Source organism: Pseudoxanthomonas mexicana, assembly GCF_014397415.1.
Classification (GTDB): Bacteria; Pseudomonadota; Gammaproteobacteria; order Xanthomonadales; family Xanthomonadaceae; genus Pseudoxanthomonas_A; species Pseudoxanthomonas_A mexicana.
This window is the reverse complement of sequence record NZ_CP060731.1, coordinates 426,069-441,065: the sequence shown is the minus strand read 5'-3', so window position 1 is coordinate 441,065 and position 14,997 is coordinate 426,069. Positions and strand designations below refer to the sequence as shown.

At 69.5% G+C, this 14,997-nt stretch carries 16 protein-coding genes and 1 pseudogene; 7 read left to right on the top strand and 10 right to left on the bottom strand.

Annotated elements, in window-relative coordinates; translation table 11 throughout:
• Window positions 1-85 precede the first annotated feature (85 nt).
• On the bottom strand, window positions 86-589 hold the full coding sequence (locus IAE60_RS02160) for a fasciclin domain-containing protein (RefSeq protein ID WP_221893595.1): 504 nt from the start codon (window positions 587-589) through the stop codon (window positions 86-88).
• Between the two features lie 230 nt (window positions 590-819).
• On the opposite strand from IAE60_RS02160, the gene IAE60_RS02155 reads away from it, so the two are divergent.
• The 4 genes from IAE60_RS02155 (at window position 820) to IAE60_RS18700 (ending at window position 4,888) form a co-directional block, all read left to right on the top strand.
• Complete coding sequence (locus IAE60_RS02155; protein WP_187574634.1) at window positions 820-1,368, top strand: DUF6630 family protein; 549 nt, start codon at window positions 820-822, stop codon at window positions 1,366-1,368.
• Window positions 1,369-1,432: 64 nt separating this feature from the next.
• Window positions 1,433-3,913 (top strand): mechanosensitive ion channel family protein, encoded by a 2,481-nt coding sequence (locus IAE60_RS02150; RefSeq protein ID WP_187573688.1) that lies wholly within the window; start codon window positions 1,433-1,435, stop codon window positions 3,911-3,913.
• On the top strand, window positions 3,900-4,367 hold the full coding sequence (locus IAE60_RS02145; RefSeq protein ID WP_187573687.1) for an AAC(3)-I family aminoglycoside N-acetyltransferase: 468 nt from the start codon (window positions 3,900-3,902) through the stop codon (window positions 4,365-4,367). The genes IAE60_RS02150 and IAE60_RS02145 overlap by 14 nt, the downstream gene beginning before the upstream one ends.
• Before the next feature lie 65 nt (window positions 4,368-4,432).
• Window positions 4,433-4,888 carry a VOC family protein gene (locus IAE60_RS18700; protein WP_244966636.1) on the top strand — a complete coding sequence of 152 codons (456 nt, stop codon included), beginning with the start codon at window positions 4,433-4,435 and terminating at the stop codon, window positions 4,886-4,888.
• Between the two features lie 23 nt (window positions 4,889-4,911).
• Here IAE60_RS18700 and motB read toward each other — a convergent pair.
• Together motB and motA are read right to left on the bottom strand one after the other, a co-directional pair.
• Window positions 4,912-5,836: pseudogene (motB, locus tag IAE60_RS02140) on the bottom strand (flagellar motor protein MotB); the annotation flags it as partial.
• 9 nt (window positions 5,837-5,845) lie between these two features.
• Window positions 5,846-6,700: a flagellar motor stator protein MotA gene (gene motA / locus IAE60_RS02135; protein WP_187573686.1), complete on the bottom strand. Its 855-nt coding sequence runs from the start codon at window positions 6,698-6,700 to the stop codon at window positions 5,846-5,848.
• A gap of 164 nt (window positions 6,701-6,864) precedes the next feature.
• Here motA and IAE60_RS02130 point away from each other — a divergent pair, with 164 nt between their 5' ends.
• Window positions 6,865-7,260, top strand: a complete 396-nt coding sequence (locus IAE60_RS02130) for a BlaI/MecI/CopY family transcriptional regulator (protein WP_187573685.1) — start codon at window positions 6,865-6,867, stop codon at window positions 7,258-7,260.
• Window position 7,261: 1 nt separating this feature from the next.
• Window positions 7,262-9,067, top strand: a complete 1,806-nt coding sequence (locus tag IAE60_RS02125; RefSeq protein WP_187573684.1) for a M56 family metallopeptidase — start codon at window positions 7,262-7,264, stop codon at window positions 9,065-9,067.
• A 93-nt stretch (window positions 9,068-9,160) separates the two neighbouring features.
• Here IAE60_RS02125 and IAE60_RS02120 read toward each other — a convergent pair whose 3' ends face one another.
• From IAE60_RS02120 to IAE60_RS02090, 7 genes are all read right to left on the bottom strand, one after another.
• A complete protein-coding gene (locus IAE60_RS02120; RefSeq protein WP_187573683.1) occupies window positions 9,161-9,451 on the bottom strand; it encodes a DUF4031 domain-containing protein in 291 nt (96 codons plus the stop codon).
• A complete protein-coding gene (locus tag IAE60_RS02115) occupies window positions 9,448-9,855 on the bottom strand; it encodes a DUF3037 domain-containing protein (RefSeq protein ID WP_187573682.1) in 408 nt (135 codons plus the stop codon). The genes IAE60_RS02120 and IAE60_RS02115 overlap by 4 nt, the downstream gene beginning before the upstream one ends.
• Window positions 9,842-10,615, bottom strand: a complete 774-nt coding sequence (locus IAE60_RS02110) for a HipA family kinase (protein WP_187573681.1) — start codon at window positions 10,613-10,615, stop codon at window positions 9,842-9,844. The genes IAE60_RS02115 and IAE60_RS02110 overlap by 14 nt, the downstream gene beginning before the upstream one ends.
• A gap of 34 nt (window positions 10,616-10,649) precedes the next feature.
• Window positions 10,650-11,708, bottom strand: coding sequence for a CorA family divalent cation transporter (locus IAE60_RS02105; protein WP_187573680.1), 1,059 nt, complete (start codon window positions 11,706-11,708; stop codon window positions 10,650-10,652).
• Between the two features lie 77 nt (window positions 11,709-11,785).
• The gene (msrB, locus tag IAE60_RS02100; RefSeq protein ID WP_187573679.1) at window positions 11,786-12,253 is read right to left on the bottom strand and encodes a peptide-methionine (R)-S-oxide reductase MsrB; all 468 of its coding nucleotides are present in this window, start codon (window positions 12,251-12,253) and stop codon (window positions 11,786-11,788) included.
• Between the two features lie 138 nt (window positions 12,254-12,391).
• Window positions 12,392-12,964: a DUF3016 domain-containing protein gene (locus tag IAE60_RS02095; RefSeq protein ID WP_187573678.1), complete on the bottom strand. Its 573-nt coding sequence runs from the start codon at window positions 12,962-12,964 to the stop codon at window positions 12,392-12,394.
• Window positions 12,961-13,980 carry an AraC family transcriptional regulator gene (locus IAE60_RS02090; protein WP_187573677.1) on the bottom strand — a complete coding sequence of 340 codons (1,020 nt, stop codon included), beginning with the start codon at window positions 13,978-13,980 and terminating at the stop codon, window positions 12,961-12,963. The genes IAE60_RS02095 and IAE60_RS02090 overlap by 4 nt, the downstream gene beginning before the upstream one ends.
• A gap of 199 nt (window positions 13,981-14,179) precedes the next feature.
• On the opposite strand from IAE60_RS02090, the gene IAE60_RS02085 reads away from it, so the two are divergent.
• Window positions 14,180-14,914 carry an SDR family oxidoreductase gene (locus IAE60_RS02085; protein ID WP_187573676.1) on the top strand — a complete coding sequence of 245 codons (735 nt, stop codon included), beginning with the start codon at window positions 14,180-14,182 and terminating at the stop codon, window positions 14,912-14,914.
• The last annotated feature ends 83 nt before the right edge of the window (window positions 14,915-14,997 follow it).

Below are 14,997 nucleotides of genomic sequence, written 5' to 3'. Positions count from 1 at the left end.
CCACGATAGACCGCCGCGCGGGCGGAAACAAAGAACGCTGGGGCGGCCCACCACGACCGCCCCGGCGTGTGCTGCCGTCGAGGAATTACGGCATCAGCACCTTGTCGACCACATGGATCACGCCATTGCTGGCCTTCAGGTCGGCCGTGGTCACCTTGGCCACGTTGCCCTTGGCATCGGTCAGCGTCACGCCGCCGTCGGTCACCTGCGCCTTCAGTTCGCCGCCCTGCACCGTCTTCAGCGTGGCGGTGCCGCCGCTGGCCTGGATCTGCTGGGTCAGCGTGGCGGCGTCGACGTTGCCGGGCACCACGTGGTAAGTCAGTACCGCGGTCAGGTCGGCCTTGCTCTCCGGCTTGAGCAGCGTATCCACCGTGCCGGCCGGCAGCGCGTCGAAGGCGGCGTTGACGGGCGCGAACACGGTGAACGGGCCCGCGCCCTTCAGCGTGTCCACCAGGCCCGCAGCCTGCACCGCACTGACCAGCGTGGTGTGGTCGGGCGAAGCGATGGCGGTGTCCACCACGTCCTTCTGCTCGACGGCGGGCGTGGTGGCTTCGGCCGGGGCCGGGTCGCTGGCTTCAGCCACCGGCATGGGGGCCGCGCCGGCTTCGGCGTCGGCGGTCTTCGGCGAGCATGCGGCGGCGGTGAAGGCGGCCAGCAGCGCAACGGAAAGGACGGTGCGATTCATCGGTATCTCCTGGGTGGTCGGGTGAGGTGTCGGAACTGCGGCAACACGTACGCGCCGCCCTCACGCGCGGATGCATCACATGGCCTTAATATTCAGCCAGCCTTGACGCTGTCCGATCGCCCACGCCCATGACACTGCCCGACCACGAGTTCGATCCCGACGACAACTTCCGCCACGCCTTCGACGACGAAGACGACATGGACCTGGACGACACCGAGGCGCTGGTGTGGAATCTGCTGGTCCTGATCAATCCGGGTGACGAGGAGACGGCGCTGCGCCAGTTCGCCGCCTATCGCGACGCCACCGGCGAAGCGGGCACCGAGCCCGACCAGGTGCTGTGGACGTTGAAGGACGCCATCGACTGGACATCCGGCTTCTACGTGGACTGGAAGGACACCGAGACCTTCATCGACTGCGTCAACCAGCTGGCGACGCGCTATGCCATCGAGATCGACTGGGGCGGCGACCCCAGCGACGAGGACTTCCTCGACGGCACCGATGTGCCCGCCCTGATGGCCACCGCCTACGACCGCCTGCGCGAACACGGTTATACGCTGTGGAACTGGAATACCGGCGGCGATGCCTACGCCGGCTGGATGGCGCTGCGCCGCGACGACGACGGCATGCAGCAGCTGGCGGCGGTGATGGGCGTGGAGATCCGGCCGGGCAGCGACGCGTTCTGATCGCGTCGCTACGGCCACGCACACGCTAGACTCGCGTCGTCGCCCCGTTCCGAGATCGCCCGTCATGCGCGTGCTGCTGGCCTGCCTTGCCTGCCTGGTGCTGTCGGTGGCGAATGCCGCAAAGGCGCAGGACGTCACCACGCTGCTGTCGCCCTCCAAGCCGAAGGCGCCCGAAGCGATCACGCTGGCCGACATCCCCGGCCGCGCCGATGCCGACGAGCGCTACGCGGAGGAAGTGTCGCTGCGCGCGGCGCGCGCCGATCCGCTCGGCCGCTTGGTGCCGCGGCTGGCGGCCATCGAGAAATCGGTGGCGGAGAAGAACGGCCTGTTCGCCTACGGGGAACTGCGCACGCTGCCGGTGCTGCGCCTGGAGAGCATGGAGCGCCACTGGAAGTTCGACGCGCGCCAGTACGCGCGCTGGCGCGGCGACATGCAGGCTTCGGTGGCGCCGTATGCGCAGGATGCGGCGGAACTGGCGCTGCGCCGCGCCGACTGGGAACTCACCCGGCAGGGCATGGCGGCGGACGGCACGCCGGATGCGCTGCGCTCGCGCGTGGAGGGCGTCTCCGCGCGGCTGCAGGCGGCCGAGCAGGCGCTGTCCACCCCGCTGGCCGGGCAGATCCGCCTGGGGCAACGCGCCAACCTGCTCGCCGCGCGCATCCAGGCCGGCCAGCAGGCGGTGGACGATGCCATCGCCTACGCCGACCGGCGCCTGTTCCGCCTGGATGCTCCGCCATTGTGGCGCGTGCAGGACCGCACGGTCCTGCGGCAGGACGTGGCGGACAGCCTGAAGCGTGAGGTCCAGCAGGAGAACAGCTTCGTCGCCCAGTACGCCGCGGCGGATGTCGGCAATCAGCGGCTGTTGCATGTGCTGCAGCTGTTGTTGCTGCCGGTGCTGCTGTGGATTGCGTGGCGGCACCGGCGCCGCCGCCTCGATCCGACCGCGGTGCTGGCGACGGAGGCCGAGTCGCGCGTGGTCGGACGTCCGTTCTCCACATGGTTGCTGCTGTCCATGATCGGCGTGCTGGTGTTCGAGCCGAACGCGCCGCTGTTCCTGCACCAGCTGGCGATGCTGGTCGCCCTGGTGCCGGTGTTGCGGCTGATGCCGCAGCAAGGCCGTCGCCTGCTTGGGCCGTGGCCCTACCTGGCGACCGCGTTCTACCTGCTGCAGCACCTGGCGGTCCTGCTGATGGCCAGCGACTACCTCTACCGGCTGTACTACCTGGCGCTCTCCCTGCTGGCGCTGGCCGCGACCGGCTGGCTGCTGTGGCGCTCGCGCGGCGAGCGCTACGCCGGCGTGGCTGGCCGCGCCGGGCAACTCGTGCATGGCCTGGCCTGGGGCGGCGTCGTCATCCTGTCGGTGGCGATCGTCGCGAACGTGCTGGGCAACGTGTCGCTGGCGGAAATGCTGACGGCCGGCATCATCGAGAGCGGCTACTTCGCGCTGGTCCTGTATGCGGCGGTGACGGTGCTGGAAGCCCTGTTGCGCCGGCTGGGTGCGCGCCCCGAGGTGCGCCGGCTGTGGCTGATGCGCCGGCATGGCGGCAACCTGCTCGACACGCTCGCGCGCTGGGCGCGCGTGGCGGCGGTGATCGGCTGGATCGCCTACACGATGACCCGCTTCCGTATCTTCCGGCCGGTGTACGACACGGCCAAGGCCATCGTCACGCATCGCTTCGAGTACGGCGAGCTGTCCATCAGCCTGGGCCACGTGCTGGTGTTCTCCATCGGCGTGGTGCTGGCGGTGTGGGTCGCGCGGACCCTGCGTGCGCTGCTGCGCGAGGAAGTGCTGCCGCGCATGTCGCTGCCGCGCGGCGTGGACAACAGCGTGGCGTCGTTGAGCTACTACGTGCTGCTGCTGGTCGGCCTGCTGGCGGCGCTGTCGGCGGCGGGCTTCAAGATCGGGCAACTGGCCTTCATGTTCGGCGCACTGGGCGTGGGTATCGGCCTGGGCCTGCAGGACGTGGTGCGCAACTTCGTCTCCGGCCTGATCCTGATGTTCGAGCGGCCCGTCAAGCCAGGCGATGCGGTGGACATCGGCGGCACCGCCGGCCGCATCCGCACCATCGGCATGCGCGCCACCACGGTGCGTAGCTACGACGGCGCCGACGTGGTGGTGCCCAACGGCATGCTGCTGTCGGACAAGGTGACCAACTGGACGCTGGTCGACCAGAACCGCCGCGTCGACGTGGACCTGGGCGTGGCCTACGGCTCCGACGTGACGCGGGTGATGCAACTGCTGCAGGAGACCACGCGTATCACACCGGGCATCGCCGACGATCCGGCTCCGGCGGTGCTGTTCACCGGGTTCGGCGCCAGCTCGCTGGACTTCGCCATCCGCGCGTGGACGCGCCGCTTCGACGACTGGGGCACGACCCGCAGCGACCTGATGGCCCGGCTGTACGCCGCCCTGACGGAGGCCGGCATCGAGATCCCCTTCCCGCAGCAGGACCTGCATCTGCGCACGGTGTCCGAGCAGGTGCTGCGTTCGCTGGCCCGCTCCCCTTCGCCGCAGCAGCAGGACAGCACCGATGGCGATACCTGATCCGGAAACCATACCGCGCCCCTTGGGGCCGTCCGACATCGGCCTCATGCGGGACATGCTGCGGATGTTCGGCCGGGCCTTCGAGGACGTGCCGACCTACACGGCGGCACAGCCGGATGACGCGTACCTCGCCCGCCTTCTCGACAGCGATACCTTCATCGCGGTGGCGGCGCTGCAGGGCGGGGTGGTGGTCGGCGGACTGGCCGCCTATGTGCTGCCGAAGTTCGAACGTGCGCGCAGCGAGGTCTATCTGTACGACCTGGCGGTGGCGGAGACGCACCGCCGCCGCGGCATCGCCACCGCGCTGATAGCGGAATTGCGCCGGATCGCCGCCGCGCGGGGCGCCTGGGTCGTGTTCGTGCAGGCGGATTACGGCGACGACCCTGCGGTGGCCCTGTATACCAAGCTGGGCACGCGCGAGGATGTGATGCACTTCGATATCGAAGTGGAGTGAACCGCATCCGTGTCGAAACCGGGGCGGATCGTTCGTCGCTGTGAAGACTGTCCTGGAGACCCGCGATGATCCCGCCCTTCGACGTCCAGCGTATCGACCACCTCGTCCTGCGCGTGCGCGACCTCGCACGCAGCATCCGCTTCTACGGCGAAGTGCTGGGTTGCCACATCGAGCGCCAGCGAGAACACCTGGGCCTGGCGCACCTGCGTGCGGGCGCTTCCATGATCGATCTCGTCGACGTGGCGGGAAAACTGGGTGCGCGGGGCGGGGCGCCGGCGGGCGTGGAAGGGCGCAATGTCGACCACCTGTGCCTGCGCATCGATCCTTTCGACGAAACGGCGCTCCGGGTGCATCTGGCGCGTTTCGGCATCGCACCGGTGGGGCCGGCGGACATCAACTTCGGCGCGGAAGGCGACGGATTGTCGCTGTACTTCCAGGATCCCGACGGCAACACGATCGAGCTGAAAGGGCCTGCCTCACGGATGGCCGGGGTCGGGCGCGCTGGCGATCGGGGCGGATGAGGCGACCGCCTGCACGGGCGCCTGCGGCATCGCGGTGTCGGCATCCGGCAAAGGCGCACCCGGCGACAGCAGTCGGCCTTCGCCCTGCAATGCGTCCTCGGCCGCCTTGGTCATCACCACGATGCTGATGCGGCGGTTGATCGGATTCTGCGGGTTCTGCTTGTCGAACAGCACCGACGACGACAGGCCGACGACGCGCGACACCTTGTCCTCGTGCATGCCACCGGCCACCAGCGCACGCCGCGCGGCGTTGGCGCGTCCGGCGCTGAGTTCCCAGTTGGTGTAGTCGCGGCTGGAGGCGTATTGGGTGGTGTCGGTGTGGCCGGTGATGCTTATGTGGTTCGGCACCTGGTTGATGAAGGTCGCCAGCTCCGCGAGGATCGCCTGCGTGTACGGCTTCAGCACGGTCCCGCCCAGGTCGAACATCGGCCGGTTCTGTTTGTCGACGATCTGGATGCGCAGGCCTTCCGGCGTCAGATCCAGCAACAGCTGGTCCTTGAACGGTTCCAGCGCCTGGCTCTTGCCGATGGCTTCCTCCAGCGCCTGCATCAGCGATTCCAGGCGCTGCTTTTCCTCCGCCTTGCGCTGCGCCTCGGACGCCTGCTGCGCATCGCCGGGCGGCTTGGCGAAGGGGTTGTCGCTCTCGCCCTTGGGCATGTCCATGGTGCCGCCGAGCTTGATCATCGACGTGCTGGCGCCGCCGGGGCCGGCGGGACCGGGCGCGGGCGAGAAGCTCTTGCCGCTCAGCGGGCTGGGATTGCGGAAATACTCCGAGATCGCCGCGCGTTCCTTGTTGGTGGTGGCGCCCATCAGCCACATCACCAGGAAGAACGCCATCATCGCGGTGACGAAGTCCGCGTAGGCGACCTTCCACGAGCCGCCGTGATGGCCGCCGCCGGCGACCTTCTTGACCCGGCGGACGATGATGGTGGGGCGCTGTTCGCTCATCGCCGTGGCTTACTTGTTGGCCTTCAGGTGCGCTTCGAACTCGGCGAACGGCGGACGCACGTCCGAGGGCAGCGTCTTGCGCGCGAACTCCAGCGCCACCGCCGGGTTGTAGCCGCGCAGACAGGCCAGCAGCGCGGTCTTCACCGATTCGTACATGCGGCTGTCCTGCTCCACCTGCGCCTCGATGGCCGCGGCCAGCGGCGAGACGAAGCCGTAGGCCAGCAGGATGCCGAGGAAGGTGCCGACCAGCGCGGCGGCGACGTGCGCACCGACCGCGGCGATGTCGCCGCCGATCGAGCCCATCGTCACGATGATGCCGAGCACCGCGGCCACGATGCCGAAGCCGGGCAGGCCGTCGGACACCTTCTGCAGTGCGTGCGCCGGCGCCATCGCCTCGTGGTGGTGCTTTTCCAGCTCCAGCTCGAGCAGCGGCTCCAGTTCGTGCGGCTCGATGTTGCTGCCCACCATCAGGCGCAGGCATTCGGTCAGGAAGTCGAGCAGGTGGTGGTCGCCAAGGATCTTGGGGTACTTCTGGAACAGCGGGCTGTTGGTCGGGTTCTCGATGTGCTCTTCCAGCGACATGAAGCCGTCGCGACGCGCCTTGTTGAGCATCTCGTGGATCAGTGTCAGCACGTCCAGGTAATCGGACGACTTGTACTTGGCGCCCTTGAACACCGACAGCGTGGCGGTCAGCGTGCCCTTGACCACCTTGGTGGGGTTGCTGGCCATGAACGCGCCCAGCGCGGCGCCGCCGATGATGACCAGTTCGAACGGCTGCCACAGGGCGCCGAGCTTGCCGTGCGAGCCCAGGTAGCCGCCGATCACGCTCAGGGTGACGATGATGAAGCCGACGATGATGAGCATGGCGACATGGGCGCAGGGTAGGGTTTCCTCAGGATCGGCCCGGTCATCCGTTTCTTGAGGGACGACCGTTCGTCGGCACCTGCCCGGGCAATGACCTTCGGCAGGGTTGACTACAGCTGTCGTCACGGGCAAGTTGACGACAACTGTAGTCACGAGGCGATCCCATGCCCGGCAAGGCCCGCAAGTCCATCGGCGACCAGGAACTGGCGCTGCTGCAGCATCTGTCCGAACACGGCGAGGCCAGCGTCGGTGAAGTCGCCGCTGCCTTCGGCGAACCGCGCGGGCTGGCCCGCTCCACCGTGCTGACCATGATGGAGCGGCTGCGGGCCAAGGCGTACCTGCGGCGACGCCAGGTCGACGGCGTGTACCGTTACGCGGCGGCGGCCCAGTCCGACGACGTCATGCGCAGCGCGGTCGGCAGCTTCGTGGAGAAGACCCTGCAGGGCTCGCTGTCGCCGTTCGTGGCGTGGATGTCCCAGCGTACCGAGGTCAGCGACGACGAACTGGCCGAACTGGAAGCGCTGGTCGCCAACCTGCAGTCCAAGCGGAAGGAGGGCTGACATGGATCTCGTCGCACTGGCCGATGGCCTGCTGTCGCGGCTGCTCGCCGTCGGGCTGCAGGCGTTGTTGCTCGCCGCCCTGGTGTGGGTGCTGTGTCGCTATCTGCCGCGACTGCATGCACGCACCCGGGCCTGGCTGTGGTGGCTGGTCGCCTCGCAGATGGTGGTCGGCCTGGTCTGGTACGCACCGGTGGCGCTGCCCCTGCTGCCGGCCGAGCCCGTCGCCGCGCCGGTCGTGCTGGCGATGGCTGCCGAGCCAGCGACATACGCAGTGCCCGCGATGGCGGCCGGACCGGTGCCGGCGACGCAGGCATCGCAGCTCGACACCGGCGTCCTGCTGCTCGTCGCCTGGCTGGCGGGCGTCGCGGTGATGCTGGCGAACACGCTGCGCCACGCCTGGCGCCTGCATGGACTGGTGCGGCACGCGCGTCCCTGTCGCGACCGCCGCGTGCAGGCGCTTTACCGCGCGCTGGCGCAGCGGCTCGGCGTCGTCGCGGCCCCAGAGCTGCGGGTCAGCGACGCGATCGACTCGCCGATGCTGGCCCGGCCCTGGCGTCCGGTGCTGATGCTGCCGGCCTCCTCCCTCGCCACGATGGGCGACGACGACCTGCGCATGGCCCTGCACCACGAACTGGCGCACCTGCAGCGCCGCGACCTCTGGTGGGCGTGGATGCCGGCGCTCGCGCAGCACCTGTTCTTCTTCCATCCGGTCGCGCACCTGGCCGCCCGCGAATACGCCTTCGCCCGCGAAGTCGCCTGCGATGCCGCCGTGCTGCAGGACGAACAGCACGCCCCCCACGACTACGGACGCCTGCTGGTGAAGCTGGGCGTTTCCACCGCACCGTCGCCGGCACTCGCCGGCGCGTCCCCCACGTTCCGCATCCTCAAGAGGAGACTGCTGATGCTGCAGCACACCGCTTCCCCCCTGCGCGCCGGCGCGCTGGCCCTGACCATCGGCATCGTGCTGCTGGGCGTGGTGCCGTACCGCGTGATCGCCAGCGGCACGCCGGCCGCGCCTCCCGCGCCTGCCGCACCGGTGGCGCCGATCGTGGTCGCGCCACCGGCCACGCCCACCGTGGCGCCGTCGCCGCTTGCCGCGCCCCGCGCCGTCGTGGTCGCCGACGCGCGCGACATGCCGGCCCCTCCGGCGCCGCCCGCTCCCCCCGCAGCGCCGACCATCGCGCCGCCGGCACCGCCGCCGCCCACGCTCCGCATGCGGGGCACCCTCAGCATCAGTGATACGCGCGGCGGTGATGCCTACGTGCTGATCGAAGGCGACGACGTGACGATGGCGGGCCACAGTGACGACATCCGCACCGCCCAGCTCTTGCAGCAGGGCAATGCCCCGGTGCTGTGGGTGCGGAAGAACGGCAAGCAGTACGTGGTGCGCGATGCCGCCACGGTGCAGCGGATGAAAGACGCGCATGCGCCGGTCCATGCGCTGGGTGAGCAGCAGGGCAAGCTCGGCGAACAGCAGGGTGCGCTCGGCGAACGCCAGGGCGAGCTGGGCTCGAGACAAGGCGAGCTGGGCGTGAAGATGGCGGAGATCGCGCAGGATCAGGCCGCCGCCGCCCTGCGTGGCGCCGACACTCGCGAGGCCGCCAACGACCGCCGCATGAAGGCGCTGCAGGACGAACAGGAGGCCTTGGCCCGGCAGCAGGAGGTGCTCGCCCGCCAGCAGGAGCCCCTCGCGCGGCAGCAGGAGGCGTTGGCGCGCAAGCAGATGGCGGCGACCGACAGGCTGCGGCGCGACGTCGATCGCCTGCTGGATGAGGCGATCCGCAGCGGCAAGGCGCAACAGCTCTGAGTGCCCCGTAGAGCGGAGCTTGCTGCGCTGCTCTCCGGCTCCACCACAGGAGATTGAAAGACCAAGGAGCCGAGCAAGCTCGGCTCTACGGCATCAGGATTCTGCCGCGTGTCCGCTCCACTGCAAGCGGGCGATGCGGATGATGGCGCGGACCTGATCGCGGTCGCGATGGCGGGAAATGGCAACGGCGCCGAGCCGCAACGCCTGCTCGCGCAGTTCCTCGGTCAGGTCATAATGCGCGCCGCTGCGCTTGTCCTGGAACGCGCGCCGCGGCACGCGCAGCCGTTCCGCCATCGCGTGCAGTTCGTCCAGCGTGTCGGCCATCAGGTGGGCCCAGCGCCGGCCACGCCACAGCGTGACCGCGTCGTCCACGTAGACGCTCATCGCGGCAGGGTGGCCTTCGGCGGTCGCACCATGCGGTCCATCAGGTGCTCCAGCGTGGCCGCCAGGTCGCCGCAGCGGCCCATGTGCACCGGCGAGGTCTGGATGATCGAACTGCGTTTGGCCGTGAGCCAGTGGAAGCGCGCACGCGGCGGCAGCAGGCCGATCGGTGCGGCCGCTTCGCCGCCGCGGCAGATCGCCGGGATGGTATCCAGGTGCCGACGCAGCGATTCCAGGTCGAGCGTGGGATCGAGTGCGAGCAGTCGCGCATCGTCCAGTTCGATGCGTGCCTCGAGGAACTTCGCACGCTCGCACGACAGGATGATGCCGACGTTGACGAACTCCTCGCGTTCCACGCGCGGGACGACGCGGATCACGGCGTAGTCGTAGGTGTCATGCGCGCGCACGTATCGCCTCCTGCACGAACGCATCGCGCTGCGCCACACGGCGGACCAGGTATCGGACGTACGCGGCGCGCTGCGTCGCCGGATCGCCGAAACCATCGGGGCCCTGCAGCCACGCATCGGGTACGTCGGCGACGATGCCGGCGATCGTGGCTTCGGTCAGCACGGCCGCCATGCCGCCGTCGATCTCCGCCAGCCGCGAAGCTCCGCGCAGCAGCACGTGGTCGCGGATCAACGGGAACGCCTTGTCCGCGCCCGACACCTCGCCGTCCCACCCATGGTGGAAGTACAGCGCGGCACCGTGGTCGATCAGATAGAGCCTGCGGTGCCACATCAGCAGGTTGGTGTTGCGCGCCGTGCGGTCGACGTTGCTGATGAAGGCATCGAACCAGACGATGCGCGACGCCAGGTCCGCATCGGGCTGTTCGGCAACGGGGTCGAAGTTCACCGCGCCCGGCAGGTAATCCATCGCCAGATTGAGTCCGGCGCTGGTCTTGATCAGGTCCTGGATCTCCGGATCGCCTTCGGTGCGCGCGAGTTCGGCGTCCAGGTCCATCAGCGCCAGGTCCGGCATCGGCAGTTGCAGCGCCTTGGCGAGTCCGCCGGCGATCACTTCGGCCACCAGCGCCTTCGGGCCCTGGCCAGCGCCACGGAACTTGAGCACGTAGAGGCCTTCGTCGTCGGCTTCCACGACGGCGGGCATGGAGCCGCCTTCGCGCAGTGGGGTGACGTAGCGGGTGGCGGTACGGAGGGGGAGCGTCATCAGGCCGCTAGGATAGCGCGCCGGCGCATCGGGCTCAGGTGGAGCGCGCCACACCCATGCGCCGCAACAGCAGGTAGACCCCGACGCTCGAGGCGGCGCCCAGCAGCAGCGCGAACGCCAGCCCATGGGCGCTGTGCGCGAACGGCAGGCCGGGCAGGTTCATGCCGAACAGGCCGGCGACCAGGCTGGGCGGCAGCAGCAGGGCGGTGATCATGGACAGCACGTACAGGTGGCGGTTGGTGCGCTCGGCCAGCTTGGCGGCCACTTCGTCCTGCAGCAGGCGCGCGCGTTCCTGCAGCGTGCCGACATCGCCGTCCAGGTCGTCGAACCGCTGGTTGAGGCGGGCGATGGCGGCGAGCAGCGCGTCGTCGGCATCGCCCGCATGACGTTGCTCGAACGGTTTCAGTACGCGCCGCATGGCGGTGAGCGGGCGGTGCAGGCGCACGGTCTGGTGGCGCAGCTGCGCCAGGTCGCGGCGCTCCTCGCCGATGCTGTCCGCCAGCACGCGGTCCTCGATGCGGTCCAGCCGCACGGACAGTCCGTCGCTGCTGCGTTCCACCGTGTCGGCGAAGCGTGCGGCCACCATCTCCAGCAGACGCACCGGAGAATCGGCCGCTGCGCCGGCGACCACCGCGCGGCGCGCCGCTTCCAGCGAGCGCAGCGCCTGCCGTCGCGCGGTGACCAACAGGCGTCCGGCCATGGCGAAATGCAGCCAGCCGATGCCGTCGTCGCCGCGCAGCTGGCCTTCGGCCGCCGGATCGACGCCGCGCTGGTGCACCCAGTCGACGAACACGCCGTGCGCCACCGTGTCTTCGAGCTGCAGATTGACGTGCGTGTCGGGCGACAGGAGCGTCGCCTGCGCCTCCTCGGGGAGCGCCAGCAGCGCGACGATCTGCGCACTGCGGACATCGCTCAGGTCCAGGTGCAGCCAGTGCCAGTCATCGCCGGGAGGCCGCCGCAACGTGCCCGCATCGTAGGTGGCCGCATCGCACGGATGGGCGCGTCCGTCGCCATCGAACCGGTACAGCCAGAGCGCGGCGGACCATCCGGCGGACGCCGGCAAGGAGGCTGGGTGATCGTGCGGGGTGGCCATGCATGACAGCCTGGCGACGATGGGGTGACGATCAGGCTACCGTCGCCATGTGCCGGTCTCGTGACAGGCGGCTATCGTCACCCCGCCGCGTGCGACTCCGCCCCGCCGCGCTGCAGCGGATCGGGCAGCGGCTCACCGTTCGGGGTGAAGGCCAGCGACACCGAGTTCAGGCAGTGGCGTTCGCCGGTCGGGGGCGGCCCGTCCGGAAACACATGGCCCAGGTGGCTGTGGCAGCGCGCGCACACGATCTCGGTGCGGACCATGCCGTAGCTCGTGTCGCGGATGCGGCCGATGTGCGCCTCGTCCACCGGCTGGAAGAAGCTCGGCCAGCCGGTGCCGGAGTCGAACTTGGCACTGGACCGGAACAGCGGCAGGCCGCACAGGCGGCAGGTGTAGACGCCGTCCTGCTTGTTGTCCAGGAACACGCCGCAGAACGGCGCCTCGGTGCCGTGATGCAGCAGCACCCGGCGCTCGTCATCGCTCAGGCCGGCGATCAGCGCCGTGCGCTGCGCATCGGTCGGCGGGGTGAGGTCGAAGGCCGTCATGAAGGTGCTCCGCAGGAGGGGGTACCCCGATATGGTGCCGGTCCGTACCCATCACAACCTGCAGCGGCATCGCCGCCACCCCTCTGCGACGTGGCCGTCGCCGGCGTCACGCGGTGTGGCGCCGGTATGGGCGTGCGATCAGGGCGTGGCCGTCAGCGCGGCATTGTCCTTGAACTCGCGGCGCAGCCAGTCGTCGATCAGGCGCTTCTCGTAGCGCAGGCTGTCGTTGCTGTTGACGTTGGTGCCCGTCAGGAAACCATGGTCGACCAGCTTGCGCTCGCCTTCGGCCAGCACCTGCCCGTCAGCGCCCTTCACGACGAAACGCAGCGTCATCCGCGGTGGGTAGATGTCCTTGACGATGCGGATGTCCTGCATCGCTGCGCGCACGACGGGTTCGTACCGGCCCGCGCGGTCGATGTCGGTGATGGTGACGTCCATGGTCTGGCCGCGCGCCAGGCGCTGGCCGGCTTCATCCCGCAGGTATCGCGCCAGGTCGACGACCCACGTGCCCTGTTCGGACTCCCAGCGGTTGCCACTGAACTTGATCTCGCTGAACTGTGCGGGATCGGTCCACTGGACGCTGACCGCGCCACCGTCGGTGGGCAGACTGCGTGGAATGTCCGGGTCGGTGACGTTCTTCGGTCTCGCCTGGCCGGGCAGCGCGGCGGCCAGCGCGATGAAGGCGGTGAGCAGCAGGGCGGGGGCTTTCATGGGCGTTCCTCGGCAGGTAACCAGGGCGATTGTGCGCCCGGCCGCAAACCGGCGGCCACGTCGCCAACGGGCCGACTTACGGAAGGTTCAGGGCGGGACTCATGCTGTCCGGGGTTGCGCATGCGCTCCACGTCGCGCAGCGGCGGCGCACCGAACATGCGGCTGTACTCGCGGCTGAACTGGGAGGGGCTTTCATAGCCCACGCGATGGCCGGCGCTGGCGGCGTCCATCACCTCGCTGAGCATGAGGCGACGCGCTTCCTGCAGGCGCAGCTGCTTCTGGTACTGCAGCGGACTCATCGCGGTGACCGCCTTGAAATGATGGTGCAGGGCCGAGGGGCTCATGTGCACCTCGCGGGCGATGTGGTCGATCCGCAGGGGCTGCGCATAGTGCTGGCGCAACCAATGGATCGCCTTGGCCACGCGCTGGCCCTGGCTGTCGGCGATGCCGATGTGGCGCAACATCGCGCCCTGCGGGCTGCACAGCACGCGGTACAGGATCTCGCGCTCCACCAGCGGCGCCAGCAATGGGATGTCCTGCGGCGCATCGAGCAGCTTCACCAGGCGGATCGCGGCCTCCAGCAGTTCCACGCTGCTGGGGGCCAGGCACAGGCCGCGCGACGGCGGCGGCAGCGGCGCCCTCGCTGATTCGGCCTCGGTCACGAGCTCGGCGATGGTGGACGGGGAAAGCTTCAGCACCAGGCACAGGTAGGGCGCGTCGGGGGCCGCTTGGGTGACCTGGGCGGTCACCGGCAGGTCGACCGACGCGACCACGAAGCGGCTGGCATCGTAGTCGTAGACCTCGTCGGCCAGGATCGCGCGCTTGGCGCCCTGCACGATCAGGCACAGGGCGGCTTCCTGCACGCCGCGCGCCGGTAGCGGCATGGGGGCACTCAGCCGGGAGAAATGCAGCGCGGGAATCGTGGTGGTGTGCAGGCCGTCTTCGCCGGTGGATCGTTCAATCAGGCCGGCCAGTTCGCGCAGGCAGGCTTCATGGGCGGGCGTGTTGTCGGGCATGGATTGTCCCTGTGGTGCGAACGCGGGGGAGGGAAACGAGTCTACGCAGCGCCGGGGTGGATGACATGGCGCGGAAGGCGCCTGGGCAGGATCGGGCAAGGATCGTGGAGGAATCCGATATCGGGCAAGCGCCATCGGCGCCCAGACTGCGCCCCTTCCCGACGCAGCCCGCGCCGGGCTTCCCCTCAAGAGGTGTCCCATGTCCGGAATCCAAGGAAAAGTCATCGCCATCACCGGTGCCAGCAGCGGCATCGGCGAAGCGGCCGCGCGCGAACTCGCCCGCCGCGGTGCCCACGTCGTCCTCGGCGCGCGACGCACCGACCGGCTGGAGCGGCTGGTCGCCGAGATCACCGCTGCCGGCGGCAGCGCGCGCTGCCGTGCGCTCGACGTCACCCGCCTTGAAGACGTGCAGGCGTTCGTGGCGTTCGCCCAGGCCGAATACGGCCGGCTCGACGTGATCGTCAACAATGCCGGCGTCATGCCGCTGTCGCCGCTGGCCGCACTGAAGATCGACGAGTGGAATGCCATGATCGACGTCAACCTCCGCGGCGTGCTGCACGGCATCGCGGCGGCGTTGCCGGTCATGCAGGAACAGGGCAGGGGGCAGGTCATCAACGTGGCTTCCACCGCGGGCCATCGGGTGTGGCCGAGCGCCGCGGTCTACTGTGCCACCAAGCACGCGGTGATCGCGCTGTCCGAAGGCCTGCGCCAGGAGCACGACCGGCTGCGCGTCACCGTGGTGTCGCCCGGCGTCACCACCAGCGAGCTGGCCGAGACCACCAGCGATGTCGGCATCAAGGCGTGGCTGGAGGATTTCCGCCAGGTCGCGATTCCCGCCGAGGCCGTGGCGCGCGCGATCGCCTATGCGGTCGAACAGCCCGACGACGTGGACGTCAGCGAGGTCATCGTGCGGCCGGCCGCCAGCCCGAACTGACGTTTCGTCGGCAGGCAACAAAGTATTCCACGCCCAGGGGTTGCCGCCCGCGGAACGGGGGAGTGCAATGGCGTACTCCCCCG

What these genes read in the sequence shown, in the direction of transcription:
- IAE60_RS02130 (WP_187573685.1), top strand. Translation starts at nt 6,865, where the DNA reads ATGCCCGGCAAGGCCCGCAAGTCCATCGGCGACCAGGAACTGGCGCTG.
- motA (WP_187573686.1), bottom strand. Translation starts at nt 6,700, where the DNA reads ATGCTCATCATCGTCGGCTTCATCATCGTCACCCTGAGCGTGATCGGC.
- IAE60_RS18700 (WP_244966636.1), top strand. Translation starts at nt 4,433, where the DNA reads ATGATCCCGCCCTTCGACGTCCAGCGTATCGACCACCTCGTCCTGCGC.
- IAE60_RS02125 (WP_187573684.1), top strand. Translation starts at nt 7,262, where the DNA reads ATGGATCTCGTCGCACTGGCCGATGGCCTGCTGTCGCGGCTGCTCGCC.
- IAE60_RS02090 (WP_187573677.1), bottom strand. Translation starts at nt 13,980, where the DNA reads ATGCCCGACAACACGCCCGCCCATGAAGCCTGCCTGCGCGAACTGGCC.
- IAE60_RS02150 (WP_187573688.1), top strand. Translation starts at nt 1,433, where the DNA reads ATGCGCGTGCTGCTGGCCTGCCTTGCCTGCCTGGTGCTGTCGGTGGCG.
- IAE60_RS02110 (WP_187573681.1), bottom strand. Translation starts at nt 10,615, where the DNA reads ATGACGCTCCCCCTCCGTACCGCCACCCGCTACGTCACCCCACTGCGC.
- IAE60_RS02085 (WP_187573676.1), top strand. Translation starts at nt 14,180, where the DNA reads ATGTCCGGAATCCAAGGAAAAGTCATCGCCATCACCGGTGCCAGCAGC.
- msrB (WP_187573679.1), bottom strand. Translation starts at nt 12,253, where the DNA reads ATGACGGCCTTCGACCTCACCCCGCCGACCGATGCGCAGCGCACGGCG.
- IAE60_RS02120 (WP_187573683.1), bottom strand. Translation starts at nt 9,451, where the DNA reads ATGAGCGTCTACGTGGACGACGCGGTCACGCTGTGGCGTGGCCGGCGC.
- IAE60_RS02105 (WP_187573680.1), bottom strand. Translation starts at nt 11,708, where the DNA reads ATGGCCACCCCGCACGATCACCCAGCCTCCTTGCCGGCGTCCGCCGGA.
- IAE60_RS02095 (WP_187573678.1), bottom strand. Translation starts at nt 12,964, where the DNA reads ATGAAAGCCCCCGCCCTGCTGCTCACCGCCTTCATCGCGCTGGCCGCC.
- IAE60_RS02160 (WP_221893595.1), bottom strand. Translation starts at nt 589, where the DNA reads ATGCCGGTGGCTGAAGCCAGCGACCCGGCCCCGGCCGAAGCCACCACG.
- IAE60_RS02145 (WP_187573687.1), top strand. Translation starts at nt 3,900, where the DNA reads ATGGCGATACCTGATCCGGAAACCATACCGCGCCCCTTGGGGCCGTCC.